Source organism: Demequina sp. NBRC 110051 (assembly GCF_002090055.1).
GTDB lineage: Bacteria > Actinomycetota > Actinomycetes > Actinomycetales > Demequinaceae > Demequina.
This window is the reverse complement of sequence record NZ_BBRH01000015.1, coordinates 90718-114956: the sequence shown is the minus strand read 5'-3', so window position 1 is coordinate 114956 and position 24239 is coordinate 90718. Positions and strand designations below refer to the sequence as shown.

Genomic DNA, 24239 nt, shown 5'->3' with positions numbered 1-24239 from the left:
GTGCCTGGGCGACGGCGGTCGCAGCGCCATAGAATGTGGGGCACGCCGAGGTGAGGGAGGAAGTCGCGTGAGTATGTCGCCCATGCGAGAGACCGCAGACGATGTGTCGCTTGCCCAGGACCCCGCGCTCGAGCCTTCTGCGCTGCTCACCCTCGCTACGCATCGCGATCCGCGTGTGCGTGCGACGGTGGCCGCGCGATCCGACGCGCCGATGGCCGTGCTCATGTCGCTCGGGTACGATCCTTCCCTGGACGTCCTCCACGCCCTGCTGGGCAATCCGCGCACCCCGTCCTCGGTAGTGCGAAAGCTTTCGGACCACCGCAACGCCGCGTTGGCCGATGCCGCCGTTCAGCGGCTGCGTAACGGTTACCGCTGAGTTAGCCGTTCGCGCTTGAGTCAAGCGCGACACTCGCGTATAGTAGATCCTCGGGCGTTTTAGCGCGCCCTCACACCAGTCAACCAACGTGAGTGGAGTCCATGGCCAAGAAAGACGGAGTCATCGAGGTCGAAGGCACCGTGGTCGAGGCGCTGCCCAATGCGTCGTTCCGAGTGGAACTGACCAACGGGCACCTCGTCCTCGCGCACATCTCGGGCAAAATGCGTCAGCACTACATCAGGATCCTCCCTGAGGACCGTGTGGTCGTCGAGTTGAGCCCGTATGACCTGTCCCGCGGCCGCATCGTCTACCGCTACAAGTGATCGTCGTCCCGGTGCGTCCGCGTCCGGACGCCTCGAGGCGAAGAAGGAATCATGAAGGTTAAGCCCAGCGTCAAGCCCATCTGCGATAAGTGCAAGGTCATCCGTCGTAACGGCCGTGTCATGGTCATTTGCGACAACCTGCGCCACAAGCAGCGTCAGGGCTAGACAACTCAAGACAGACCGCGCTCACACAGCCAGCACGGCAATCCCTCGGCTCGGAGGCCGGGGCCCGCACCAAGAAACCCCCCGCGGGACGTGTGAGCGTCAGACCTCCGACTACTCAGGAGTAGAAACAAGACAATGGCACGCATTGTTGGTGTCGACATCCCGCGCGAAAAGCGCATGGTGATCGCACTCACGTACATCTACGGCATCGGCCGTACCCGCGCCCAGCAGATCCTCGCCGCCACCGGCATCAGCGAGGACCTGCGTGTCAAGGAGGCGAACGACGAGCAGCTCGTCGCGCTCCGTGACTACATCGAGGCCAACTTCACCGTCGAGGGCGACCTCCGCCGCGAGGTGCAGGCCGACATCCGCCGCAAGGTCGAGATCGGCAACTACCAGGGTCTTCGTCACCGCCGCGGCATGCCTGTCCGCGGACAGCGCACCAAGACCAATGCGCGTACCCGCAAGGGCCGCAAGAAGACCGTCGCCGGAAAGAAGAAGTAACCCATGGCCGCTCCCACTCGTAAGCCGCGCAAGAAGATCAAGAAGACCGTCGCGCACGGTCAGGCGCACATCAAGTCGACGTTCAACAACACGATCATCTCCATCACGGACCCCTCGGGCGCCGTGGTGTCGTGGTCGTCCTCCGGCCAGGTGGGCTTTAAGGGTTCGCGTAAGTCGACCCCCTACGCCGCCCAGATGGCCGCGGAGGCTGCCGCTCGCCGTGCGCAGGACGCCGGCATGAGCAAGGTCGACGTCTTCGTCAAGGGCCCGGGCTCCGGTCGCGACACCGCGATCCGTTCGCTCACCGCCGCCGGCCTCGAGGTGACCTCCATCAAGGACGTCACCCCGCAGGCGCACAACGGCTGCCGTCCGCCCAAGCGTCGCCGCAACTAGCGAACGGGGGCCGCGGCGCGGGCTACGAAGCCCGCCTCGCGACCCCGCCTCCTTGGAGGCGGCCGGTGCCCACGGCATCGGCCGCACCCAAGATCCTTTCAACTGAAGAACCTCCACCCTGTCGGACCGATCCGGCAGGACTTGCGAGCATCAAATAGCGGGTGCTCGGAAAGGAAATGAACAGTGCTCATCGCACAGCGTCCCACGCTGACCGAGAAGGTCATTTCGGACAACCGTTCGCAGTTCTCCCTCAAGCCGCTCGAGCCTGGCTTCGGCTACACGCTCGGCAACTCGCTGCGCCGCACGCTGCTGTCGTCCATCCCGGGCGCGGCCGTGACGTCGGTGCGTTTCGAGGGCGTCCTCCACGAGTTCTCGACGATCGAGGGCGTGAAGGAGGATGTCACCGAGATCCTGCTGAACCTCAAGAACCTGGTCGTCTCCTCGGAGCACGACGAGCCCGTCGTGATGTACCTGCGCAAGTCGGGTGCCGGCGCCGTCACGGCCGCCGACATCGCGCCGCCGGCCGGTGTGGAGATCCACAACCCCGACCTGCACGTCGCGACCCTCAACTCGAAGGCCCGCTTCGAGGTCGAGCTGACCGTCGAGCGCGGCCGCGGCTACGTGCCCGCCTCGATGAACAAGAGCTACGACGCCGAGATCGGCCAGATCCCCGTCGACTCGATCTACTCGCCGGTGCTCAAGGTCACCTACAAGGTGCAGGCGACCCGTGTCGCGCAGCGCACCGACTTTGACGAGCTGATCATCGACGTCGAGACCAAGAACTCGATCTCCGCTCGCGACGCGCTGGCCTCGGCCGGTTCGACGCTGGTTGAGTTGTTCTCGCTCGCCCGTGGCCTCAACGAGGCCGCCGAGGGCATCGAGATCGGCCCGTCGGACACCGACGAGTCGCTCGAAGAGGACTACAACCAGCCCATCGAGGAGCTGAACCTCACCCAGCGCTCGTACAACTGCCTCAAGCGCGAGGGCATTCACACCGTGGGCGAGCTGACCGCCCGCTCGGAGGCGGACCTGATGGATATCCGCAACTTCGGGCAGAAGTCGATCACCGAGGTCAAGGAGAAGCTCGCGGAGCTGGGCTTCTCGCTCAAGGACGGTGGCGTCGAGTACGGCGCCAACGCCCAGGGCGTGTACTTCTCGGGCAGCGAAGAGTAACTAGGAGAACGAAGAACCATGCCTACCCCCACCAAGGGAGCCCGTCTCGGCGGCGGTCCTGCGCACGAGCGTCAGATGCTCGCCAACCTCGCGCAGAGCCTGTTCGAGCACGGCCGCATCACCACCACCGTCACCAAGGCCAAGCGCCTGCGTCCCTACGCCGAGCGTCTGGTGACGTTCGCCAAGCGTGGCGACCTCGCGTCGCGCCGTCGCGTGCTCGGCATCCTCTCGGACAAGGGCGTCGTGCACACCCTGTTCACCGAGATCGGCCCCGGCTTCGCTGAGCGTGATGGCGGCTACACCCGCATCACCAAGATCGGCAACCGCAAGGGCGACAACGCCCCCATGGCCGTGATCGAGCTCGTCGAGTTCGGTGCCCCCGCCAAGAAGGCTGTCGCCAAGGAGGCCGAGAAGGCCACCAAGAAGGCCGCCCCCAAGAAGGCGAAGGCCGAGAAGGTTGAGGAGCCCGCCGTCGAGGCCGAGGCCACCGAGACCGAGGCCGTCGAGGCTGAGGCTGCCGCCGAGGCTCCCGCCGAGGGCGACGACAAGTAAGACAGACGGCCGATGCGCGGGTCACCCCGCGTAGCGCGCCACTCACGAGACGGGCCCGCATGACCGAGCTATCCAGCCAGGTCGTGCGGGCCCGTCTCGCGTTTTCCTACGACGGCACCGACTTCGCGGGCTGGGCCGTTCAACCGGGCCTCAGGACCGTGCAGGGAGAGATGGAGGGTGCGCTCGCGCGTATCATCCGTGATCCCGTGACCGGCGAGGGCCTGGGCGCTCGTCTCACCGTGGCCGGACGCACCGACGCGGGGGTGCACGCGCGCCACCAGGTCGCCCACGTGGACGTGCCGCTCCATGCGTGGCAGGCCATGCCCGGTCGCTCCGGCCGCACACCGGCCGAGGGGCTACGAGCACGTCTCGACGGGACGACCCCCGACGACATCGTGATCCTCGACGTGCGAGAGGCTCCCGAGGGGTTTGACGCCCGTTTCTCGGCCACCGAGAGGCGCTACGCGTATCGCATCTGCGACCGGCTCGACCTGCGCGATCCGCTCACGCGCCGCCACGTGCTGCACGTCGACGGTGAACTCCATGTGGACGCGCTCAACGACGCCGCCGCGACCCTCACGGGGCTGAGGGATTTCGCCGCCTTCTGTAAGGCGCGTCCCGGCGCGACCACCATTCGCGATCTCACCGAGTTCTCGTGGGAGCGCGTCACGGCCGGCCCCGACACGGGCCTGGTAGTCGCCACCGTCCGCGCGGACGCGTTCTGCCACTCCATGGTGCGCTCCCTGGTGGGCGCGGTGCTTCCGCTCGGCCAGGGTAGGCGCGATGGACAGTGGCTCGCCGCGGTGGCGGGCTCCGCCGCGCGGTCCCAGGCGGTCGCCGTGGCGCCGGCGCACGGTCTTACGCTCGAGCAGGTGTCGTATCCGGCCGATGCCGACCTTGCCGCCCGCGCGGAGCTCACACGGGCGCGCCGAGAGCCGCTCGACTAGGCGGGAACCTTCTCCGTCACCCGCGCGAGCAGCGCGGGGACCTCGACCGCCGCGACGGCTGGATGCTCGGGGTGCCACTGCACGCCGAGGACCGGAGCGTGATCGTGGGCGAGGGCCTCGATCACACCATCGGCGGCACGGGCTACCACGGTGAGGTTCTTGCCGACCTCTGCGACCGCCTGATGGTGAGTGCACCAGACGTGTGCGCCGGGGGAGAGCGCCGCGTCCTCGCTCAGGCGCGTGCGCACCCACACCTGGTCGCCGGTGAGACGGTGGCCCTCCATGTGCTGCACCAGGGTGCCCCCGCACGCGACGTTGAGCAGCTGCTGGCCCCGACAGATGCCCAGCAGGGGAGAGCGGCGTGCGATCGCGTCGCGGATGACCGCCAGCAGCACGTCGTCGGAGTGCGGCACATGATGCCCGCCATCGGGATACTCTTCGGCCCCGCCGTACAGCGCCGGGGTGACGTCCTCGCCGCCCATGATGACCACGGCATCGGCCGTCCGGGCGAGGGTGAGGACCTCGTCGACATCGGCCGTATCCGTCGCTACCAGCGTCGGCTCCCAGCCGGCCGCCCTCACGCCGGCCAGGGTCGCTCGGTTGAGCTCGTCGAGGAGCCGCTGATAGCCCGGCGCGTGGGGACGCTCGTCACTGACATGGAGGACAAGCAGGGATCGCGTGGACGTCACAGGGGCCTCCGGGAGATGATGATGGGGCGACAGTACAACCGCCGGAGCCCGGACTCGCTACGAATTGACCGTCAAGCCACCACGCCGGTACAATCGTCTGTCGTTGTGCGTTCCGGCTGGAAGTGCCTCCCACTCGCCTCCGCAGGACCCGCCGACCGAACCTCGCGTTGCACCCGCAGCGCCCATCGTTAACAAGTAAGAAGGCTTCACAGTGCGTACGTATTCTCCCAAGCCGGGTGACGTCACCAAGAACTGGTACGTCATCGACGCTACTGACGTGGTTCTCGGTCGTCTGGCCTCCCAGGCCGCTTCGCTGCTCCGCGGCAAGCACAAGGCGACCTTCGCCCCCCACGTCGACGGCGGTGACTTCGTCATCGTCATCAACGCCGACAAGATTTCGCTGTCCGGCAACAAGTCCACCGACAAGATGGTCTACCGTCACTCGGGTCACCCGGGCGGGCTCAAGGCCGTGCCGATCGGCGAGCTGCTCGAGAAGAACCCCCAGCGCGTCATCGAGAACGCTGTCAAGGGCATGCTTCCCCGCACCAAGCTTGGCCGTGCCCAGCTGACCAAGCTCAAGGTCTACGCCGGCTCTGAGCACCCCCACGCCGCGCAGCAGCCGCAGGCGTTCGAGATTACCCAGGTCGCGCAGTAACGCGCCGACGGACACAAGGACTGATTGAAGTGGCAGACGTGACTGACACCGTCGAGAACGACACCCCCACCGAGTACACCTCCGAGTCCGCGCCCGAGCGCGGCAAGGGCACCTCGGCCATTGCTCCCGGCGCCGGCCTCGGCCGTCGCAAGGAGGCCATCGCGCGCGTGCGCCTGGTCCCCGGCTCGGGTCAGTGGAAGATCAACGGCCGCACCCTTGAGGATTACTTCCCCAACAAGGTGCACCAGCAGCTCGTGAACGACCCGTTCTCGCTCCTCGACATCGAGGGCAAGTTCGACGTGCACGCCCGCATCACCGGCGGTGGCCCCTCGGGTCAGGCCGGCGCGCTGCGCCTGGGCGTCTCGCGTGCGCTGAACGAGATCGACGAGGAGACCAACCGTCCGGCCCTGAAGAAGGCCGGCTTCCTCACCCGCGACGCTCGCGTGGTCGAGCGCAAGAAGGCCGGTCTCAAGAAGGCCCGCCGCGCTCCGCAGTACTCGAAGCGCTAAGCAGAAACCGCGCATGGCGCGACTTTTCGGCACGGACGGGGTCCGCGGCCTGGCTAACCGTGATGTCACGGCAGAGCTGGCCGTGGACCTCGCCGTGTCTGCGGCCAGGGTCCTGGCGGAGCGCGGAGAGTTCTCCGGGCACCGCCCCAAGGCCGTGCTGGGCCGCGACACTCGCGTGTCCGGCCAATTCCTCTCTCACGCCGTGGCGGCGGGCCTCGCGTCCGCCGGCGTGGACGTCCTCGACGTGGGTGTCCTCCCCACGCCAGGCGTCGCCTACCTGACGGATGCCGTCGAGGCCGACCTCGGTGTCGTGATCTCCGCATCCCACAACCCCATGCCCGACAACGGCATCAAGTTCTTCTCCCGCGGCGGGCACAAGCTCGACGACGCCGTCGAGGACCTCATCGAGGAGCGCCTGCGCGAGCCGTGGCAACGTCCCACCGGCGCCGCCGTGGGTTCCATCCAGGACGCGTCCCACCTCGCGAGCGACTTTGTCGACCACTCCGTCGCGGCCGTGCGCTCGTTCGCCGGTGCAGAGGAGCCCCTCACGGGCCTCACGATCGTGGTCGACACCGCACACGGCGCCGCGTCCACCGTGGGCCCGCAGGCGCTCGCCGCCGCCGGCGCCACCGTGATCGCGATCCACGACCAGCCCGACGGCCTCAACATCAACGACGGCGCCGGCTCGACCCACATGGGCGCCCTGCAGGACCGCGTGGTCGCCGAGGGTGCGGACTTTGGCATCGCGTATGACGGCGACGCTGACCGCTGCCTCGCCGCGGACCACACCGGCGCGCTCGTCAACGGCGACCAGATCATGGGCCTGCTCGCGATCGCGATGAAGGACGCCGGCAGCCTGTACCACGACACGCTCGTCGCGACCGTGATGAGCAACCTGGGCCTCCACCGCGCCATGGATGCCGCGGGCATCACCATCATCGAGTCCGCGGTGGGTGACCGCTACGTGCTTGAGGCCATGCGCGAGGGTGGCTACAGCCTGGGCGGCGAGCAGTCGGGCCACGTGATCGTGTCCGACTACGCCACGACGGGCGACGGCGTGCTCACGAGCCTGCTAATTGGCGCGCGCGTGCGCGAGTCGGGCCCGCTGCGTGACCAGTGCGCCACGATCGAGACGCTGCCGCAGATTCTCGTCAACGTCTCGGGCGTGGATCGCAGCCGCGTCCACACCGACGCGGGTGTGCAGAGCGCCGTGAGCGCGGCGCGCCGCGAGCTGGGCAAGTCCGGGCGCGTACTCCTGCGTCCCTCGGGCACGGAGCCCCTGGTGCGCGTCATGGTCGAGGCCTCGACGCCGGCCGACGCGCAGCGTCACGCGCAGGCGCTGGCCGCTGTGGTGACCGAGCGGCTGGCGCTTTCCTGAGCCACCAGTGGGCGGGGGAGAGTCATCCCTCAGCGGCCGCGGATCAGGGGGGTTCCCCATCGCGGGCAACCCCAGGGACTGAAACACTGATGCCGTGACCGACCGTAGTTTCACCGACTGGATTCTTCACTTCTCCTCGACCGTCGAGGAATGGGTGCTGGAGCTGTCAGAGTCCCTGTGGATCTACCCCGGCATCGTCGGCGTGTCCATGGTGGACGGCTTTTTCCCCGTGGTGCCGAGCGAGTCCGTGGTGATCGCGACCTCGACCACCTCGTACCAGACCGGCTCGCCCATCCTGCTGCTGATCCTCGTGTGCGCGGCACTGGGCGCATGGCTCGGCGACCAGATCGCGTACCTCATCGGCGCGAAGGCAAACATCGCCCAGTGGCGCCTATTCAAGCGCGACCGTTGGCGCCGCTCGCTCGACTGGGCAGAGACGCAGCTCGAGCGTCGGGGCACGACGTTCATCATCGCCGCGAGGTTCGTGCCGGGCGGCAGGGTCGTGGTCAACCTGGCCGCTGGCGCGCTGCGGTTCCCCCACAGCCGCTTCATGGGCGTCGACGCGATCGGTGCCGGCATGTGGGCGATCTGGAGCGTCGCGCTGGGCACCATCGCGGGCGCGATCTTCCCCGAGGACAACCTGGTGCTGTCGATCGTCATTGGGGTGATCGCCGGCGTGGTGTTCGGCTTCTTCGTCGACCGGATCTTGGGCTGGTTCGGCCTGACGTCGCCCGACCTTCCCGACCTCGTCAGCGACATCGAGGCGAGCCTCACGCCCGAGGAGCGCGAACGGGCGGCCGAGGCCGAGCGGCAGCGCCTCGAGCGGCGCGAGCACCGCGCGGAACACCGCGCGGAGCGGCGCGAAAGTTTCACCGGTCAGATCCCGCTGGCGCGCCGGCGCCGCACGGCCGATCCCGAGGGCAATGAGCCCACCGCACCGGGGGAGGACTCACAGGACTAGGTTCGGTCCATGAGTGAACTGGGCGCCGACGCCACCGTGAGTTGGGAGGAGGCGAGGTCCGTCAACCTCGCCAACTGGGAGGCGCGCGTGCCGCTGCATGTCGACGCGTATCCCGAGGTGGCCGCGCTGCGCGCCGACCCGGCCGCCATGAGCGCCGTCGTGGCCCACGACCTCGAGGCGCTCGGTCGCTCTCTGCCCGCCGGCATCGCGGGGCTCGACGTCTGCCACCTGCAGTGCCACATCGGCACCGACACCCTCTCGCTCGCGCGTGCGGGAGCGCGTGTGACGGGGGTGGACTTTTCACCGTCGGCGCTCGCGGCCGCTCGGGCACTGGCCGCCGAGCTCGGGCTTGCCGCCACCTGGGTGGAGACGGACGTCCTCGACGCGAGGGCCGCCGTGGTGGGCGACTTCGACCTCGTGTACACCTCCATCGGTGCCATCACGTGGCTGCGTGACCTCGATCGATGGGCCGCGCAGGTGGCGGCGCTCCTGCGTCCCGGAGGCGTCTTCTACCTCCGCGATGGCCATCCCGCGCTCTACTCGCTCGACGAGACCGCGGACGGCCTGGTGACCCGCTACCGGTACTTCGCCAACGGCGACGCGATCGAGTGGAACGACGAGTCGACCTACGCCGGCGACGGCACCGTGACGAGCCCGCGCACGCTCGAATATCCGCATGCGCTGTCCGAGACCGTGACGGCGCTGCTGAGTTCCGGCCTCGCCTTGGAGGCCTTCGACGAGGGAACGACGCTGCCGTGGAAGTTCTCGGACCTGATGGAGGGGCTGCCCGGCGGGGACTACGCGTACCCGGAACCGCTACGGTCGCGCATCCCCACCACCTTCACGCTGGTGGCTCGCAAACCCGCGTGACCACGGCATCGGCCGCCTAGATGTACTCGGCCGGGAGGTTGGTGACACTCCGGCTGGGTAGTTGACGCAAAGGAGGACCTCCGGATGCGGTGGGTGATGTCTAAGTCGCCTACCGACCGGAGGTCCTCGTGTCCCACCGTAACGCGCGCTTGAACGAGCGTGGCCGTCAGCTCCTCGTGCAGCGTGTCCGCATCGAGGGGTGGGCTGTCGCTCATGCCGCGAAAGCTCAATGAGTGTCTCGTCAATGCGCTCATCGCTGGCTGGCACGCTTCGACGAACACGGCATTGCCGCACTGGCGGATCGTTCCTCACGCCCGCGCTCGTGCCGCCACCGCACCCCTGAAGACGTCGAGCAACGTGTCCTGACTGCCCGCCGTGACAGCCGCCGCGGCCAAGACTGGATCGGGCCTGAACTGGGCATCGCGCCACGCACCGTGTCACGGATCCTGCGCCGCCACCACGTCCCCTATCTGCGTGAGTGCGACCCGCTTACCGGCGAGGTGATTCGCTCCTCCAAGATCACCGCGGTGCGCTACGAACGTGATGATCCTGGCGGTCTGGTCCACATGGACGTCAAGAAGATCGGCAAGATCCCTGATGGCGGTGGCTGGAAGGCCCACGGCCGCCAGATGGGATCGACCGGCGCGAAGAAGCGCGCCCGCATCGGATACGACTACGTCCATTCACTGGTGGACGACCACTCCAGGCTGGCCTACTCCGAAATCCTGCCTGACGAAAAAGGCGACACGTGTGCAGGCTTCTTGGCCCGCGCAGCGACCTACTTCTGCGCTCACGGCATCACCCACATCCGTGAGGTCATCACTGACAACCACTTCAGCTACGCCAAGTCCGCCGATGTTCGTGAGGTGATTGAAGGTCTCGGCGCCAAGCACCTGTTCATCAAGCCCCACTGCCCCTGGCAAAACGGCAAAGTCGAACGCTACAACCGCACCCTGGCCACCGAATGGGCATACCGCGAGGTCTTCCTCACCAACGACGACCGCGCCGCAGCCCTTGCACCCTGGCTCGAGTTTTACAACACTGACCGACGCCACACCGCACTCGGAGGACTACCTCCCACCAGCCGCCTGTCACCAACGTGACGGCCGAGTACACCTAGAGCTTGCGCATGTGGACGGACTGAACCTGGTGGTCAGCCCCCTTGGACAGGATGATGGTCGCGCGCGAGCGCGTGGGCGCGATGTTGCGCGCAAGGTTGGGAGCGTTGATCGAGTCCCAGATGTGGCCGGCCCTCTCGACGGCCTCCTCGTCGGTGAGGCTCGCGTAGTTGAGGAAGTAGGAGTCCGGCCGCGAGAACGCCGTGGAGCGCAGCGACAGGAAGCGGTCGATGTACCAGCGGCGCACGTCGGTGGGCTCGGCGTCGACGTAGATCGACACGTCGAAGTAGTCGGACACCGCGAGCGCGGTCTCGTCGAGGTCGCGCGGGCTCGCTGGCTGGAGCACGTTGAGGCCCTCGACGATGAGGATGTCCGGGCGGCGCACCACGGCGCGCTCGCCGGGCACGATGTCATAGGTGATGTGCGAGTAGACCGGCGCGCTGACCTCGTCCACGCCTGACTTCACGTCCGCGATGAACTGGCGCAGGGCGCGGCGGTCGTACGACTCGGGGAAGCCCTTACGCTGCAGCAGGCCGCGCTCGGCGAGCACCGCGTTGGGGTGCAGGAAGCCGTCGGTGGTGATGAGTTCCACGCGCGGCGAGTGGGGCCACCGTGCCATGAGCTCGCGCAGCACGCGCGCGGTCGTGGACTTGCCGACGGCGACGGACCCCGCGATGCCGATCACGTACGGCGTGCGCCCCGTGGACTCGCCCAGGAACGCGCTCGTCGCGGAGTGCAGGCCGCCAATGGCGCCCGAGTACAGGTCGAGCAGCCTGGACAGCGGCCGGTAGATCTTGTCGACCTCTGCCAGGTCGATCGGGTCGCCCAGGCCTCGCACGCGCCCGATGTCGTCCTGCGTCAGCGGTAGCGGGGTGGTGTCGGCTAGCGCGGCCCACTGGTCGCGCGAGAACGTGGTGAACGGGCCGTCGGGGACCGTGGCGGTACGGGGACTCACGGGAGCCATTGTTCCGCATCGTGCGCGCCGCGCGGAGCGCACGGGTTGCCGCCGTAGACTCGTGCGCATGTGCGGAATCGTCGGATACGTAGGAGCGGGGGCGCCGTCTGACCGCCCGCAGGGCGTGGTGATGGGCGGCCTCGCGAGGCTCGAGTACCGCGGCTACGACTCGGCGGGCATCGCGCTGGTCGCCGACGAGGCCGAGCGTGTCGCCACCGCGAAGAAGGCCGGCAAGCTCGAGCGGCTCGCCAAGGCGCTCGCGGAGAACCCGCTACCGACGGGATCGGCCGCGATCGGGCACACCCGCTGGGCGACCCACGGCGCGCCCACCGATGCCAACGCCCACCCCCACCTCGCGCTGGGTGGTCGCATCGCGATCATCCACAACGGCATCATCGAAAACCATGGCGAGCTGCGCGCCGAGCTCGCGGCTCAGGGCATTGACTTCCTGTCCGACACGGACACCGAGGTCGCGGGGCACCTGCTGGGCTCGCTGGTCGAGTCCGGCCTGAGTCTGGCCGATGCGATGCGTGCGGCCGCACGCCGGCTCGAGGGGGCCTTCACGCTGCTCGCGGTCGACTCCCACGAGCCTCACGTCGTGGTGGGCGCCCGGCGTAACTCCCCGCTCGTGGTGGGCCTGGGCGAGGGCGAGAACTTCCTGGGCTCCGACGTGGTCGCGTTCATCGAACACACCCGTACGGCGCTCGAGCTGGGCCAGGACGAGGTCGTCGAGATCACGCCCGATGCCGTGGTGGTCACCGACGCGAGCGGCGCCGTCGTGGAGCGCGAGCCGTACCACGTGGACTGGGACGCCTCGGCGGCCGAAAAGGGCGGCTTCGCGACCTTCATGGAGAAGGAGATCTACGACCAGCCTGCCGCCGTCGCCGACACCCTGCGCGGCCGGCTCGACGAGAAGGGCCGCCTCAAGCTCGACGAGGGCATGGTCGACGAGTACATCCTCAAGTCCATCGACAAGATCATCGTGATCGCGTGCGGCACCGCGTCCTACGCGGGCCAGGTGGCGCGCTACGCGATCGAGCACTGGACCCGCATCCCCGTCGAGGTGGAGCTGTCGCACGAGTTCCGCTACCGCGACCCCATCGTGTCGGTGAAGACCCTCGTGGTGGCCGTGAGCCAGTCGGGCGAGACCATGGACACCATCATGGCCGTGCGTCACGCGCAGCAGCAGGGCGCGACCGTCATCGGCATCGTCAACGCGCAAGGCTCCACCATCGCGCGCGAGGCCGATGCGGTGCTGTACACCCGCGCCGGACCCGAGATCGCGGTGGCCTCCACCAAGGCGTTCCTCGCGCAGATCACCGCGGGCTACCTGCTGGGGATCTACCTCGCGGAGCTGCGCGGCAACAAGTTTCCCGACGAGATCGACGCGCTGCTGGCGGACCTCGACGCGATGCCCGCGAAGATCCAGCGCGTGCTGGACACGTCCGAGCCCATCCGCGAGGTGGCCCGGTCCATGGCGAACGAGCGCACGGTGCTATTCCTCGGCCGTCACGTGGGTTTCCCCGTGGCGCTCGAGGGCGCGCTCAAGCTCAAGGAGCTCGCGTATATCCACGCCGAGGGCTTCGCCGCCGGCGAGCTCAAGCACGGCCCCATCGCGCTCGTCGAGCAGGACCAGCCCGTGTTCGTCGTGGTGCCCAGCCCCCGCGGGCGCGAGTCGCTGCACGCCAAGGTGCTGTCCAATGTGCAGGAGGTCCGTGCTCGCGGCGCCCGCACGCTGGTCATCGCGGAGGAGGGTGACACCGTCGCCGCCTCGCACGCCGCACACACGTTCTACGTGCCCAGCGCCCCCGTGCTCATGACGCCGCTGCTGTCGGTCATCCCGCTGCAGATCTTCGCTCACGAACTCGCGTCCGCGAAGGGCTACGACGTGGACCAGCCGCGCAACCTCGCGAAGTCCGTCACGGTTGAGTAATGGCGGTGCTGGGCGTGGGCATCGACGTGGTCGAGATCGCTCGCTTCGAGGCGACGCTCGAGAAGTCGCCGTCGTTCGCGGAGCGCATCTTCACCTCGGGCGAGCGGGAGCTCGGCACCCACTCGCTCGCCGCCAGGTGGGCCGCGAAGGAGGCGCTGGCGAAGGCGCTGGGCGCCCCCGCCGGGCTGCACTGGCATGACGCCGAGGTACTGCGAGAGGTCTCGGGCCGGCCCGTGATGACCATGCGCGGTACCGTCGCTGCCCGCGCCGCCGAGCTGGGCATCACCCACCTGCACGTGTCGCTGTCCCACGACGCCGGGATCGCCTCCGCCGTCGTCGTCGCCGAAGGAGCCTGATGAGCGCGCTCGAGATCACCATCGACCACGCCGCGATCACCCACAACGTTGGCGTGCTGCGCGCGATGGCCGGCGACGCCGCGGTCATGGCCGTCGTGAAGGCAGATGCCTATGGTCACGGCCTGGTGGGTGCGGCGGTCGCCGCGCGCGCCGGGGGAGCCGCGTGGCTGGGCGTGGCGCAGCCGGGCGAGGCGCTCGCCCTGCGCGCCGCAGGCGACACCGAGCGGGTGTTCACGTGGCTGTATGGCACCGAGGTGCCCGCCCGTGCGCTCATCGCCGCCGACGTCGACATGTCCGTCTCCTCCCTCGCGGTGCTCGAGACGATCGTGGACGCCGCGCGCGACCTCACCCAGCCTGCGCGCATCCACGTGTGCGTGGACACCGGGCTGGGGCGCGAGGGCGTCACGCTCCACGACCTCCCCGCGCTGCTCGATGCCGCCGTCGCCGCCCAGGAGGCCGGGCACGTCCGCGTGGTCGGCATGTGGTCGCACCTCGCGTGGGCCGACCAGCCTGGGCATGAGACCATCGACCTGCAGGCGGAGAACTTCCGCGCGGCACTGGTCGCTGTGGCGGAGCGTGACATCGAGCTCGAGGTGCGTCACCTCGCCAATTCGGCCTGCACGTTGACCCGACCCGATCTCCACTTCGACCTGGTGCGCCCCGGCATCGCGATGTACGGGTTGCCGCCCATCTCCGATCCCGCGGGCGTTGGCTTCGGCCTGCGCCCTGCCATGTCGGTGCGCTCGCGGGTGGTGCTCGTCAAGGACGTGCCCGCGGGCCAGGGCGTGAGTTACGGCCACGAGTACGTCACGCCCTACGCGACCACCCTCGGCCTCATCAGCGCCGGCTACGCCGACGGCGTGTTCCGCGCCGCGGGAGGCCGCGCCGAGGTGGAGATCCGCGGGCGCCGCTACACGATCGCCGGACGCGTGTGCATGGACCAGTTCGTCGTCGACCTGGGGCCGGCCACCGAGGTGAGCGAGGGGGACGTCGTGACCCTCATCGGCCCCGGCGGTCCCAGCGCCACGGACTGGGCCGATGCCATCGGCACCATCGACTATGAGGTCGTCTGCCGCTTCGGTGGACTCAGGCCCAAGGAGGACGCATGATCGACGCGACCGTCACCATCCCCGATGCCGACGCGATGCGCGCCTTCGCGGCAGACGTGGTCGCACCCTTGCTGCGCCCCGGTGATCTGCTCATCCTCAGCGGAGACCTTGGCGCGGGCAAGACCACCTTCACGCAAGGCCTGGGTGAGGCCATCGGCGTGCGCGGGCCCGTCGCGAGCCCCACGTTCATCATCGCGCGTACCCATCCGTCCGAGGTGGGCGGGCCGGGACTGATTCACGTCGACGCCTACCGCCTGGGCTCGCTCGCCGAGCTCGACGACCTCGACCTCGACTCGACCCTCGAGGACTCCATCACTGTCGTCGAGTGGGGAGAAGACAAGGCCGAGCAGCTCGCCGACGACCGTCTGCACCTCACGCTCACGCGCGAGCGCGGCGGCGACGTGGACCTCGCGAACCCGGACGTGGGCGTGCGCGAGGTGCGCATCGTCGCCCACGGCTATCGCTGGTCGGACGTCGAACTGCCCGCGAACTAGGCTTGACCTCATGATTCTGGCCATCGACACCTCCGCGTCCGTCTCCGTGGCGCTGCTCGACGACGCCGCCGAGACGGTGCTGTCCGAGCGCGCCGAGTTCGCCCCTCGCGGGCACGCCGAGTTGCTCTCGGGCTTTGTCGAGCACGTGCTGGCCGATGCCGGCGTCACCGGCGCCGACGTCTCCCGCATCGTGGTGGGCACGGGCCCGGCGCCCTTCACGGGCCTGCGTGTGGGCCTCGTCTCGGCGCGGACCCTGGGATTCGCCTGGGGCGTGCCGGTCATGGGCGTGTGCTCGCTCGACGCGCTCGCGGCCGCCCACGGCGGCGAGGTCACCGTGGTGGCCGATGCGCGACGCAAGGAGGTCTATTGGGCCACCTATCGCGACGGAGTGAGGGTCGAGGGTCCTGCCGTGGCCGCGCCAGACGCGGTCGCGACGGTCGGCACGGTCGTGGGGCGCGGCGCGCTGCTCTACCCCGAAGTGTTCTCCGCGGCCGAGGGCGGCGACGTGGACCCGGCATGGCTCGCGCGCGTGGCGGTGAGGCGTGAGGCCGCCGGCGAGACGGACTTCCCCGTGGAGCCGATGTATCTGCGTCGCCCCGACGTGCATGGCGTCCCTGCCTGAATCCGGCTCGCCGATTCCGCCGGCGGCGTCGGGGATCGTGCTGCGCGACCTGACCGAGGCCGATCTCGACTGGGTGGCCGAGCGTGAGCGCGAGATCTTCGGGCGCTCCGCCTGGTCGCCGTCGCTGATTCGCGACGACTTCCTGCACGGCTTCTCGCGCTGGCGCGGGGTCGAATTCGACGGCGCGCTCGCGGGCTATGCGGTCTACGGCTTCGAGGGCGACGCCTTCCACCTCATGAACCTCGCCGTGGCGCCTGAGGCACGCCGGCGAGGGATCGCGCGCGCGGTGATGGACGACTTCCTGGCGGAGGCGCGCCGGCTGGGCGCGCCCGACGCGTGGCTCGAGGTCGCCACGACGAACGCCGCCGCGCTGGCGCTCTATCGCGCTTATGGCTTCGAGGATGTGCGCGTCCGTCCCCGGTACTACCAGCCCGAGGGGCTCGACGCGCTCGTGATGCGGCTGCGCCTCACGTCCTAGTCAGGCCCTCGTTGCCGTGGTGCGACGGCGCTCGAGGATCGCGATGAACTCGTCGGCCATCGCGAGCCGCTCGGCGAGCTTGTCGCGACGCGCCTGGGCGTCCTCGAGCAGCGCGTCGAGTTGGGCGATCGCGTCCGCGTCGGCGCCCTCGGCGATGGTCTCCGACAGCTCGAGCAGCGCCCCCATCTCCTCGAGCGCGTAGCCCAGCGGCTTCATGCGGCGCACCAGCAGGATGCGGTCGATGTCGTCCTCGGTGTAGAGCCGGAAGCCCCCGTCGGTGCGAGCGGACGGGGTGATGAGGCCCACCTCTTCCCAGTGGCGCAGGGACCTCAGTGACAGTCCGGTGCGCTCGGCGACGGCGCCGATGTGGTGGGTGGTAGCGGGGTCGACGGGCATGGCCCCATTATCCCGGGTGCCCATGGAGCCGAGGCGAAAACCTCACGTTGCGGTAGAGTTCTGCGCGGCTCGGCCCCGCCGAAAGCGGGGCGGTGCCGAAAGCCGGCCACAGCATCGGCCACCCGCCATCCCCGACGTGAGGACACCCCTGTGCCTGCCCTGCCCTCCGACCGCCTGCCCGAGCCCGCGCCCGTCACCGGCGCGCCCGAGGCGGATGCCTCGTACTCCGTGCGCGCGGCGCTGCGCTCGCCACGGCGCCTCAAGACGGAGGTACTCGCAGGACTGGTGGTCGCGCTCGCGCTGATCCCCGAGGCGATCGCATTCTCGATCATCGCGGGTGTGGACCCGCGCGTGGGGCTCTTCGCGTCCTTCACGATGGCCGTCTCGATCGCGTTCCTCGGCGGGCGCCCCGCGATGATCTCGGCCGCCACCGGTGCCGTGGCGCTCGTGATCGCGCCGCTGGTGGAGTCGCACGGGCTGGATTACCTGGTTGCGACGGTGATTCTGGCCGGTGTCATTCAGGTCGGGCTGGGCCTGCTCGGTGTGGCGAAGCTCATGCGCTTCATCCCTCGTTCCGTCATGGTGGGCTTCGTCAACGCGCTCGCGATCCTGATCTTCACCTCGCAGCTGCCGCACCTCATCGACGTGCCGTGGACCGTGTACCCGATGGTGGCGATCGGCATCGCGATCATGGTGTTCCTGCCGCGGTGGACCTCTGTGGTGCCTGCGCCGCTCGTCGCGATCGTGCTGCTCACCGCCGCCGCGGTGATCGGGGGCATCTCCGTGCCGACCGTCGGTGACGAGGGCGCGCTGCCCGAGTCGCTGCCGTCCCTGCTGTTCCCGGACGTGCCGCTGACGTTCGAGACGCTGCAGATCATCGCGCCGTATGCGCTCGCCATGGCGCTCGTGGGACTGCTCGAGTCGCTCATGACCGCGAAGCTGGTCGACGACGTCACCGACACCCACTCCAACAAGACCCGCGAGGCGTGGGGCCAGGGCGCGGCGAACATCATCACCGGCTTCTTTGGCGGCATGGGTGGCTGCGCGATGATTGGCCAGACCATGATCAACGTGAAGGCCTCGGGCGCGCGCACCCGGATCTCGACGTTCCTCGCGGGCGTGTTCCTGCTGATCCTCGTGGTGGGCCTGGGCGACGTGGTGGCGCTCATGCCGATGGGCGCGCTCGTCGCCGTGATGATCATGGTGTCCGTGGGGACGTTCGACTGGCACTCGATCCGCCCGTCCACCCTGCGTCGCATGCCGCGCTCCGAGACGCTCGTCATGATCGCCACGGTCGCCGTGACGGTGTGGACGCACAACCTCGCGTACGGCGTGCTGGTGGGCGTCGTGACGGCGATGGTCCTCTTCGCCCGGCGCGTGGCGCACCTCACGACGGTGACGCGGCTCGACGCCTCCGACGACGACGATGAGCGGGTCTACGCCGTGAGCGGCGAGCTGTTCTTCGCCTCGTCAAACGACCTCGTGTACCAGTTTGACTACTCGGGCGACCCCTCGCGGATCGTCATCGACATGTCCGGCGCGCACGTGTGGGACGCGTCCACCGTCGCGACGCTCGACGCGGTGCGCACCAAGTACGAGGCGCGCGGCAAGTCCGTGGAGATCGTGGGGCTCAATGAGGACTCGGCGGCGCGGCACGGGCGCCTGTCGGGGAACCTGGGCGCCGGGCACTAGGCCGGCCGGGCTACAGCTCCCGGATGGCCTGGTCCGCGCTCATACGGCCCTTGCGCTCGCCCGCGCCGTGGCTTTCGGCGGGGTAGCCGACCAGCAGCAGGAGCTCCGAGCGCCAGGACGAGTCCCCGAGCAGGGCGGAGTCCAGTGCGGCGCGGTCGAACCCGCCCACGGGGCGCACCGCGAGACCCGCTGCCCGCAGGCCCAGGATGAGGTAGCCCGTCTGCAGCATGGTGTTGGTGTGCGAGAACGTGGTGCGGGCCTCGGGGTCGGCCTCGAAGCGCGCCGCCGCGCTCTCCGAACCCCCGGTGACACCGAAGGCGTCGTGGAAGCGCTCGTCGCGGGCGGCCACCAGCACCAGCGGTGCCGCCGTGACCTTGTCTCGGTTGCCTGCGGCGGCGGCGCCGAGCACGGCCGCGCGGGCGTCCTCGGAGGCGGCGGCGAGCACGCGCAGGGGGACGGTGTTGTTCGCGGTCGGGCCCCACTTGATGAGATCCCACACCTCGCGCACCACCTCCATGGAGACGGGGCGCTCATCCCACTGCAGAGCCGAGCGGGCATCGGTGAAGAGGGTGGCGCGGGCAGCGGCATCGATCGCGAAGTTTGTAGACATGTCAACCATTGTCGCGCGATACGGGTGGCGTGCGGACCACGAGAGCCGACCACGGCATCGGCCGCCCGCGCGAAGCGAACTAGACTCAAGCCCGTGGATCCGTTGGTACTGGGCATCGAGAGCACCTGCGACGAGACGGGCGTGGCGCTCGTGCAAGGCGGCGAGCTCCTCGTCGACGTCACGGCGTCGTCGATGGACGAGCACGCGCGATTTGGTGGAATCGTCCCCGAGGTGGCGAGCCGCGCCCACCTCGAGGCCTTCGTGCCGACCCTCGAGGAGGCGCTGAGCCGCGCGGGCAAGACCTTGGCGGACGTCGACGCGATCGCCGTCGCCGCCGGTCCCGGCCTCGTCGGATCGCTGACCGTCGGCAACGCCGCCGCGAAGTCCCTCGCCGTCGCTCTTGGCAAGCCGCTGCATGGGGTGAACCACGTCATCGGCCACGCCGCCGTGGACGAGCTGGTGCACGGCGAGTTTCCCGAGAAGGTCATGGCGCTGGTGGTCTCGGGTGGCCACACCTCGCTGCTGAAGATTGACGATGTCGCCACCGAGGTCACCGAGCTGGGCCACACGTTGGACGACGCCGCCGGAGAGGCCTTCGACAAGGTGGGGCGTCTGCTCGAGCTCCCGTACCCGGGCGGCCCGCACATCGACCGCCTCGCCCGCGAGGGAGACCCCACAGCCATCCCCTTCCCGCGCGCGCTCACCGCGGCCAAGTTCCAGGAGAAGCACGCGTACGACTTCTCCTTCTCCGGCCTCAAGACCGCCGTGGCCCGCTGGGTGGAGCGCGAGCGCGATGCCGGGCGCGAGATTCCCATCAACGATGTCGCAGCGTCCTTCGCAGATGCCGTCGCCGACGTCCTCGTGATGAAGACTCTGAACGCGTGCCGCGAGCACGGCATCGACACCCTGGTCATCGGCGGTGGGTTCTCGGCGAACTCGCAGCTGCGCGAGATGGCGACGCGCCGCGGTGAGGAGGCCGGGATCGACGTGCGGATCCCGCCCATCCGCTACTGCACCGACAACGGCGCGATGATCGCGGCGCTCGGCGCGGCCGTGGTGCGACGCGGCCTGGCGCCCTCGGACCTGGGCTACGGCGTCGACTCGTCGATGCCTCTCACGCGCGTCGTCGCGTAGGCGTCGAGCGAGGCGCGGAGCCCAGTGTCGGGCCGGGTGCCACGGGTTCAAGCGAGTCACGAGCGGCGGCCTTCACGGCATCGGCCATCGCCACGAGCGACGGCGCGTGAGTGCGCCACTGCTGCCAGTACAGGGCGACGCGCACCTCCGGCCCCCCTAGCTCGACAAGGTCGAGGCCGTCGCGCTGAACGCCGGGCAGCAGCGCCCAGCCGAGCCCGAGCCCAATCGCACGCGCGAACTCCGTCGATGACGGCACGTAGTGGCGCGGCGGTGCCGATGCCTCGATCCCACGCGACTCGAGGTAGCGGCTCTGGATGGTGTCGCGGTCGTCGAAGTCGAGGACGGGGGCAGTCGTCAGCGCGGCCGGGGTGGCCCCGTCGGGGAACCACCGCGTCGCGAAAGCAGGCGCGGCCACGGCTCGATAGGTGAGCACCCCGAGCGGCGTGACGGTGCAGCCCGGCACCGGGGTGGCAACCGTCGTGACCGCCGCAGCCACGGTGCCATTGGCGAGCAGGGCCGCGGTGTGGCCCTCGTCCTCGCGATGCAGGTGGAGCAGGACTCCATGCTCGTTCGCGGCCGCCGCGAGCGGGGCGAGGATCCAGGTGGCGAGCGAGTCCGCGTTGACCGCGAGCGCGAGGGCGGTAGCGCCGTCGGCGACGCCCAGCTCGGACGCCAGCGCGTCGTCGAGGTGCGCCACCTGGCGGGCATAGCGGATGACGCTCTCGCCCGCGGCGGTCGCCCGTACGGGGCGCGAGCGCACCAGCAGCACCTGGCCGGTGAGGCGCTCGAGCGTGGCGAGGCGCTGGCTCACCGCGGATTGGGTGAGGTGCAGACGCCGGGCAGCCGCGTCGAGTGAGCCCGCGTCGACCGCGGCGGCAAGTGTGAGGGCGAGGTCGGCCGGTACCTTCATGAAGCAAAGTTAATACAACTTGAGAAATCCTTGGTGGCGCTGATGATCGGGCGCGGCTAGCGTCGGCGCATGATCTTCCTTGCGGGACTCGGCCTGGGCCTGTCCCTTATTGCCGCCATCGGCGCCCAGAACGTGTTCGTGCTGCGCCAGGGCATGCGCCGCGAGCACGTGCTTGCGGTGGTTCTGGTGTGTGCGGGCTCGGACGCGATCCTCATCAGCGTCGGCACCGCGGGCCTGGGGGCGCTGATCTCCGCGCATCCGTGGATCGAGACCGCGGCGCGCGTGGGTGGCGCACTCTTTCTTGCCACCTACGCGGTCTTCTCGGCCAGGCGCGCGTGGCGGGGCAGCGAGGCGGGGCTCCAGGCGGCCGATGCTCCTGTCGCCGGACCGAGAATGTGGGCCGTGGTCGGCACCACCCTGGCGATCACCTGGCTCAACCCGCACGTGTACCTCGACACCGTGGTGCTCCTCGGCTCGGTCGCCGGGACCTATGGCGACGCGCGGTGGGCCTTCGCCGCCGGGGCGATGGTCGGATCGCTCGCATGGTTCACGGCCCTGGGATATGGGGCGCGGCTGCTGTCCGGCGTCCTCGCCCGTCCGGGAGCGTGGCGCGTGCTCGACGGCTTCGTGGCATGCGTGATGGCGGGGCTTGCCTTCACGCTCGTGCTGGGAGCCTAGGGTGGGGCCATGGCAAGGCTGACCGACGCGGACGTGGTGAGGCTGCGCGAGCGCTACGCCGCCGGCGAGCGCCAGACGGACCTCGCCGCCGTGTTTGGCGTCGCCCAGACCAGCGTGTCCGCGATCGTCTCGGGACGCACGCGGGCCGATGCTGGCGGACCGATCGCCGCGCGCTCGCCTCGCGCTCAGCGCCCGCAGGCGACATCGACCCGGAGCGCCAGTGCCCGCAACCGCCTTACCGACGCCGTCGTGGCCGAGGTGCGCGAGCGTGTGGGTGCAGGCGAGGGCCGCGCCGAGGTGGCGGCGGCGCTCGGGATCTCCAAGGCGAGCGTCGACTCCATCATGTCGGGTCGCCGGGGCGGCGCCACCTCAACCCGTGCGGGCGCGCTCGACGACGCGGCTCGCGCGCGCATCCGTGCCGCCCACGCCGCAGGGCAGTCGCAGAGCGCGATCGCCCGTGCCGAGGGGACCAGTCAGCAGATGGTGAGCAAGGTGCTGCGCGCTGGCACCTGAGCCCGCCGTCAGGCGGGTAGCGGCTCGGCGAGGATCGCGAGCCGGCGGTTGCCCATGCGTGTGAGGATGACTGTGAGACGCTCGTCGCCCTTGAGCTTCAGGTGAGGACGCAGCTGCTCGGGCGTGATGTCGACGCCCCGCTTCTTGATATCGACCGTGCCGACGCCGCGCGCACGCAGTGCAGCGGCGAGAGCCTTGGGCTTGAGCGGGACGGTCTCGAGCACCTGGTACCCGCGTGCGAAGGGGGTCTCGACCGGCGTGGGCGCGGCGATGTACGCGATCATCGGGTCCACCAGGTGGCCGTCCAAGCGCGCGGCGACCTCGCCCACCAGTCCCGCACGGATGACCGCGCCATCGGGTTCGTAGAGATAGTCAGTCAACTCACCCGCATCGGCGCGGTCCGTCGAGCCCGTCAGGCGATGCGCCGTGTCCCCTCGTACCACGAGCGCGGCGTGCCCAGGCGCGGTCGCGAGCGGCCCGTGCCACAGGGCCGCCTCCACCACCGAGCCGTCGACGGAGACCCACTCGGCCTCGGCATCGGCCGGGATCGCCTCGTGAGGAATCGCCGGCCCCACCTTCACGCCCAGCGCCGGGTGTGATGAGCGCAGCGCCAGCACGTCGTCGAGCGCGGGGGAGTAGTCCTGGGGGTCGTGCCGGCGCCCGCGTGCGGTGCGGCGGGCGGGGTCCGCGAAGAGTCCGTCCACGTCGAGCGATGCAGCGAGCGACATCGAGTCCCCGTGCACCACCCGCGCCGACGCCCAGTGGCGCAGGTTGTGATCGGCCAGCAGCGCGGTCGCCTCATCACGCTCGATCGCCGTCACGTCGAGGCCGAGCGCGGCGAGCGCCATGGCATCGGCCCCGATCCCGGCGGTGAGGTCCGCCACGGACGTCACCCCGGCGTCGCGATAGCGCGCCGCATGGCGCGCCGCCACGGTGAGCCGGGTCGCCTGCTCCAACCCGTCCTGGGTGAGTAGCATGCCGCCGGCGAAGTCCCCCAGCTTGCCCACGGCATCGGCCCTCAGCCGCGACTGGGTGAGCGCCGCCGCCACGAGCCTCGGGTCCACGCCCTGGGCGCGCATGGATTCGCCCATCGCGAGGGAGCGCTTCTCGTCGTACGGTGGCAGGGCGTCCACGAGCGCGAGGCCGTCGGGCGTGAGCAGCAGGCGGGCGGTCACGGCGTCCATACGAGGATCCTCGCACGGCCCGCTTCGCGCGCGGTGAACATCCGGCATTCGGTTAGCACTCTCAGTGGGTGAGTGCTAAATTGAGGATCGTCCCGGCGACGGGACACGTGGCCGCATCGGCCGCCCTGACCCCCGCGACGGCAGGCCGGACGATGAGCCGCGATACACACATCTGTCTGGATCACGGAAGGTGAGGTCCGCTGTGTCGGTCTCTATCAAGCCTCTTGAGGACAAGGTCGTGGTGAAGCCCTCTGCCGCCGAGCAGACCACCGCGTCCGGCCTCGTCATCCCCGACACCGCCAAGGAGAAGCCCCAGGAGGGCGAGGTCCTGGCGGTGGGCCCCGGTCGCGTCGACGACAACGGCAACCGCGTCCCGCTCGACGTCGCGGTGGGTGACAAGGTCATCTACTCGAAGTACGGCGGCACCGAGGTGAAGTACGGCGGCCAGGAGCTGCTCATCCTCTCGGCGCGCGACCTGCTTGGCGTTCTGCAGTAACGCTGCTGCACGCGCAAGAACCCCGGAAGGCCTCAGGCCTTCCGGGGTTCTGTCGTTTCTGCGGGC

Annotated in this window: 30 protein-coding genes and 1 pseudogene; 25 read left to right on the top strand and 6 right to left on the bottom strand. The window is 69.6% G+C overall.

The features are described 5' to 3' along the window. The first annotated feature begins 82 nt into the window (after positions 1–82). From B7K20_RS13080 to truA, 8 genes are all read left to right on the top strand, one after another. Positions 83–376 carry a hypothetical protein gene (locus B7K20_RS13080; protein WP_159449382.1) on the top strand — a complete coding sequence of 98 codons (294 nt, stop codon included), beginning with the start codon at positions 83–85 and terminating at the stop codon, positions 374–376. Positions 377–477: 101 nt separating this feature from the next. Then, entirely contained in the window at positions 478–699 is a 222-nt protein-coding gene (gene infA / locus B7K20_RS09580) for a translation initiation factor IF-1 (RefSeq protein WP_061960952.1), read from the top strand. A 51-nt stretch (positions 700–750) separates the two neighbouring features. Beyond that, positions 751–864 carry a 50S ribosomal protein L36 gene (gene rpmJ / locus B7K20_RS09575; protein ID WP_061960951.1) on the top strand — a complete coding sequence of 38 codons (114 nt, stop codon included), beginning with the start codon at positions 751–753 and terminating at the stop codon, positions 862–864. A gap of 135 nt (positions 865–999) precedes the next feature. Beyond that, positions 1000–1368 carry a 30S ribosomal protein S13 gene (gene rpsM / locus B7K20_RS09570; RefSeq protein WP_084102310.1) on the top strand — a complete coding sequence of 123 codons (369 nt, stop codon included), beginning with the start codon at positions 1000–1002 and terminating at the stop codon, positions 1366–1368. A gap of 3 nt (positions 1369–1371) precedes the next feature. Next, the gene (rpsK, locus tag B7K20_RS09565; protein ID WP_061963598.1) at positions 1372–1761 is read left to right on the top strand and encodes a 30S ribosomal protein S11; all 390 of its coding nucleotides are present in this window, start codon (positions 1372–1374) and stop codon (positions 1759–1761) included. 183 nt (positions 1762–1944) lie between these two features. Continuing rightward, a complete protein-coding gene (locus B7K20_RS09560) occupies positions 1945–2934 on the top strand; it encodes a DNA-directed RNA polymerase subunit alpha (RefSeq protein WP_084102309.1) in 990 nt (329 codons plus the stop codon). A gap of 18 nt (positions 2935–2952) precedes the next feature. After that, positions 2953–3486, top strand: coding sequence for a 50S ribosomal protein L17 (gene rplQ / locus B7K20_RS09555; RefSeq protein ID WP_084102308.1), 534 nt, complete (start codon positions 2953–2955; stop codon positions 3484–3486). A 59-nt stretch (positions 3487–3545) separates the two neighbouring features. Continuing rightward, positions 3546–4433, top strand: coding sequence for a tRNA pseudouridine(38-40) synthase TruA (gene truA, locus B7K20_RS09550; protein ID WP_084102307.1), 888 nt, complete (start codon positions 3546–3548; stop codon positions 4431–4433). Here truA and B7K20_RS09545 read toward each other — a convergent pair. Beyond that, entirely contained in the window at positions 4430–5122 is a 693-nt protein-coding gene (locus tag B7K20_RS09545) for a gamma-glutamyl-gamma-aminobutyrate hydrolase family protein (protein WP_084102306.1), read from the bottom strand. The two genes, truA and B7K20_RS09545, sit on opposite strands and share 4 nt — an antisense overlap. Positions 5123–5333: 211 nt before the next feature. Here B7K20_RS09545 and rplM point away from each other — a divergent pair, with 211 nt between their 5' ends. The 6 genes and pseudogenes from rplM (at position 5334) to B7K20_RS09515 (ending at position 10598) form a co-directional block, all read left to right on the top strand. Next, complete coding sequence (gene rplM, locus B7K20_RS09540) at positions 5334–5777, top strand: 50S ribosomal protein L13 (protein WP_084102305.1); 444 nt, start codon at positions 5334–5336, stop codon at positions 5775–5777. 29 nt (positions 5778–5806) lie between these two features. Beyond that, on the top strand, positions 5807–6286 hold the full coding sequence (gene rpsI / locus B7K20_RS09535) for a 30S ribosomal protein S9 (protein WP_304441531.1): 480 nt from the start codon (positions 5807–5809) through the stop codon (positions 6284–6286). A gap of 13 nt (positions 6287–6299) precedes the next feature. Beyond that, positions 6300–7664, top strand: a complete 1365-nt coding sequence (gene glmM, locus B7K20_RS09530; RefSeq protein ID WP_084102303.1) for a phosphoglucosamine mutase — start codon at positions 6300–6302, stop codon at positions 7662–7664. A 94-nt stretch (positions 7665–7758) separates the two neighbouring features. Further along, entirely contained in the window at positions 7759–8625 is an 867-nt protein-coding gene (locus B7K20_RS09525; protein WP_084102302.1) for a DedA family protein, read from the top strand. A 9-nt stretch (positions 8626–8634) separates the two neighbouring features. Then, a complete protein-coding gene (locus B7K20_RS09520) occupies positions 8635–9495 on the top strand; it encodes a bifunctional 2-polyprenyl-6-hydroxyphenol methylase/3-demethylubiquinol 3-O-methyltransferase UbiG (RefSeq protein ID WP_084102301.1) in 861 nt (286 codons plus the stop codon). 128 nt (positions 9496–9623) lie between these two features. Next, positions 9624–10598, top strand: a pseudogene (locus tag B7K20_RS09515) (IS481 family transposase). Positions 10599–10611: 13 nt separating this feature from the next. On the opposite strand, the gene coaA reads toward B7K20_RS09515, so the two are convergent. Continuing rightward, a complete protein-coding gene (coaA, locus tag B7K20_RS09510) occupies positions 10612–11577 on the bottom strand; it encodes a type I pantothenate kinase (protein WP_084102300.1) in 966 nt (321 codons plus the stop codon). Between the two features lie 58 nt (positions 11578–11635). Here coaA and glmS point away from each other — a divergent pair, with 58 nt between their 5' ends. Genes glmS through rimI form a run of 6 tightly spaced genes read left to right on the top strand, consistent with a single transcriptional unit; the run spans position 11636 to position 16560 of the window. Further along, entirely contained in the window at positions 11636–13501 is a 1866-nt protein-coding gene (gene glmS / locus B7K20_RS09505) for a glutamine--fructose-6-phosphate transaminase (isomerizing) (RefSeq protein WP_084102299.1), read from the top strand. Next, entirely contained in the window at positions 13501–13857 is a 357-nt protein-coding gene (locus B7K20_RS09500) for a holo-ACP synthase (RefSeq protein WP_084102298.1), read from the top strand. Before glmS ends, B7K20_RS09500 begins: the two co-directional genes overlap by 1 nt. Beyond that, complete coding sequence (gene alr / locus B7K20_RS09495) at positions 13857–14966, top strand: alanine racemase (protein ID WP_084102297.1); 1110 nt, start codon at positions 13857–13859, stop codon at positions 14964–14966. The genes B7K20_RS09500 and alr overlap by 1 nt, the downstream gene beginning before the upstream one ends. Then, entirely contained in the window at positions 14963–15460 is a 498-nt protein-coding gene (gene tsaE, locus B7K20_RS09490) for a tRNA (adenosine(37)-N6)-threonylcarbamoyltransferase complex ATPase subunit type 1 TsaE (protein ID WP_084102296.1), read from the top strand. Before alr ends, tsaE begins: the two co-directional genes overlap by 4 nt. A 10-nt stretch (positions 15461–15470) precedes the next feature. After that, positions 15471–16082 carry a tRNA (adenosine(37)-N6)-threonylcarbamoyltransferase complex dimerization subunit type 1 TsaB gene (gene tsaB / locus B7K20_RS09485; protein WP_084102295.1) on the top strand — a complete coding sequence of 204 codons (612 nt, stop codon included), beginning with the start codon at positions 15471–15473 and terminating at the stop codon, positions 16080–16082. Next, a complete protein-coding gene (rimI, locus tag B7K20_RS09480) occupies positions 16066–16560 on the top strand; it encodes a ribosomal protein S18-alanine N-acetyltransferase (protein ID WP_084102294.1) in 495 nt (164 codons plus the stop codon). Before tsaB ends, rimI begins: the two co-directional genes overlap by 17 nt. Here rimI and B7K20_RS09475 read toward each other — a convergent pair whose 3' ends face one another. Beyond that, positions 16561–16956 (bottom strand): MerR family transcriptional regulator, encoded by a 396-nt coding sequence (locus tag B7K20_RS09475; protein ID WP_084102293.1) that lies wholly within the window; start codon positions 16954–16956, stop codon positions 16561–16563. Positions 16957–17106: 150 nt separating this feature from the next. Here B7K20_RS09475 and B7K20_RS09470 point away from each other — a divergent pair, with 150 nt between their 5' ends. After that, on the top strand, positions 17107–18648 hold the full coding sequence (locus B7K20_RS09470; protein ID WP_371327882.1) for a SulP family inorganic anion transporter: 1542 nt from the start codon (positions 17107–17109) through the stop codon (positions 18646–18648). A 10-nt stretch (positions 18649–18658) separates the two neighbouring features. Here B7K20_RS09470 and B7K20_RS09465 read toward each other — a convergent pair whose 3' ends face one another. Then, a complete protein-coding gene (locus tag B7K20_RS09465) occupies positions 18659–19258 on the bottom strand; it encodes a malonic semialdehyde reductase (protein ID WP_159449381.1) in 600 nt (199 codons plus the stop codon). A 93-nt stretch (positions 19259–19351) separates the two neighbouring features. Between B7K20_RS09465 and tsaD the strand changes: the two genes are divergently transcribed. After that, a complete protein-coding gene (gene tsaD, locus B7K20_RS09460; RefSeq protein ID WP_084102291.1) occupies positions 19352–20392 on the top strand; it encodes a tRNA (adenosine(37)-N6)-threonylcarbamoyltransferase complex transferase subunit TsaD in 1041 nt (346 codons plus the stop codon). On the opposite strand, the gene B7K20_RS09455 is transcribed toward tsaD, so the two are convergent. Next, positions 20373–21302 (bottom strand): ArgP/LysG family DNA-binding transcriptional regulator, encoded by a 930-nt coding sequence (locus tag B7K20_RS09455; RefSeq protein WP_084102290.1) that lies wholly within the window; start codon positions 21300–21302, stop codon positions 20373–20375. The two genes, tsaD and B7K20_RS09455, sit on opposite strands and share 20 nt — an antisense overlap. A gap of 69 nt (positions 21303–21371) precedes the next feature. Here B7K20_RS09455 and B7K20_RS09450 point away from each other — a divergent pair, with 69 nt between their 5' ends. Together B7K20_RS09450 and B7K20_RS09445 are read left to right on the top strand one after the other, a co-directional pair. Next, positions 21372–21980 carry a LysE/ArgO family amino acid transporter gene (locus tag B7K20_RS09450; protein ID WP_084102289.1) on the top strand — a complete coding sequence of 203 codons (609 nt, stop codon included), beginning with the start codon at positions 21372–21374 and terminating at the stop codon, positions 21978–21980. A gap of 9 nt (positions 21981–21989) precedes the next feature. Next, positions 21990–22493 carry a hypothetical protein gene (locus B7K20_RS09445; RefSeq protein WP_084102288.1) on the top strand — a complete coding sequence of 168 codons (504 nt, stop codon included), beginning with the start codon at positions 21990–21992 and terminating at the stop codon, positions 22491–22493. Between the two features lie 8 nt (positions 22494–22501). Here B7K20_RS09445 and B7K20_RS09440 read toward each other — a convergent pair whose 3' ends face one another. Further along, on the bottom strand, positions 22502–23677 hold the full coding sequence (locus B7K20_RS09440; protein ID WP_084102287.1) for a class I SAM-dependent methyltransferase: 1176 nt from the start codon (positions 23675–23677) through the stop codon (positions 22502–22504). A gap of 202 nt (positions 23678–23879) precedes the next feature. On the opposite strand from B7K20_RS09440, the gene groES reads away from it, so the two are divergent. Then, a complete protein-coding gene (gene groES / locus B7K20_RS09435) occupies positions 23880–24173 on the top strand; it encodes a co-chaperone GroES (RefSeq protein WP_084102286.1) in 294 nt (97 codons plus the stop codon). Positions 24174–24239: the final 66 nt, after the last annotated feature.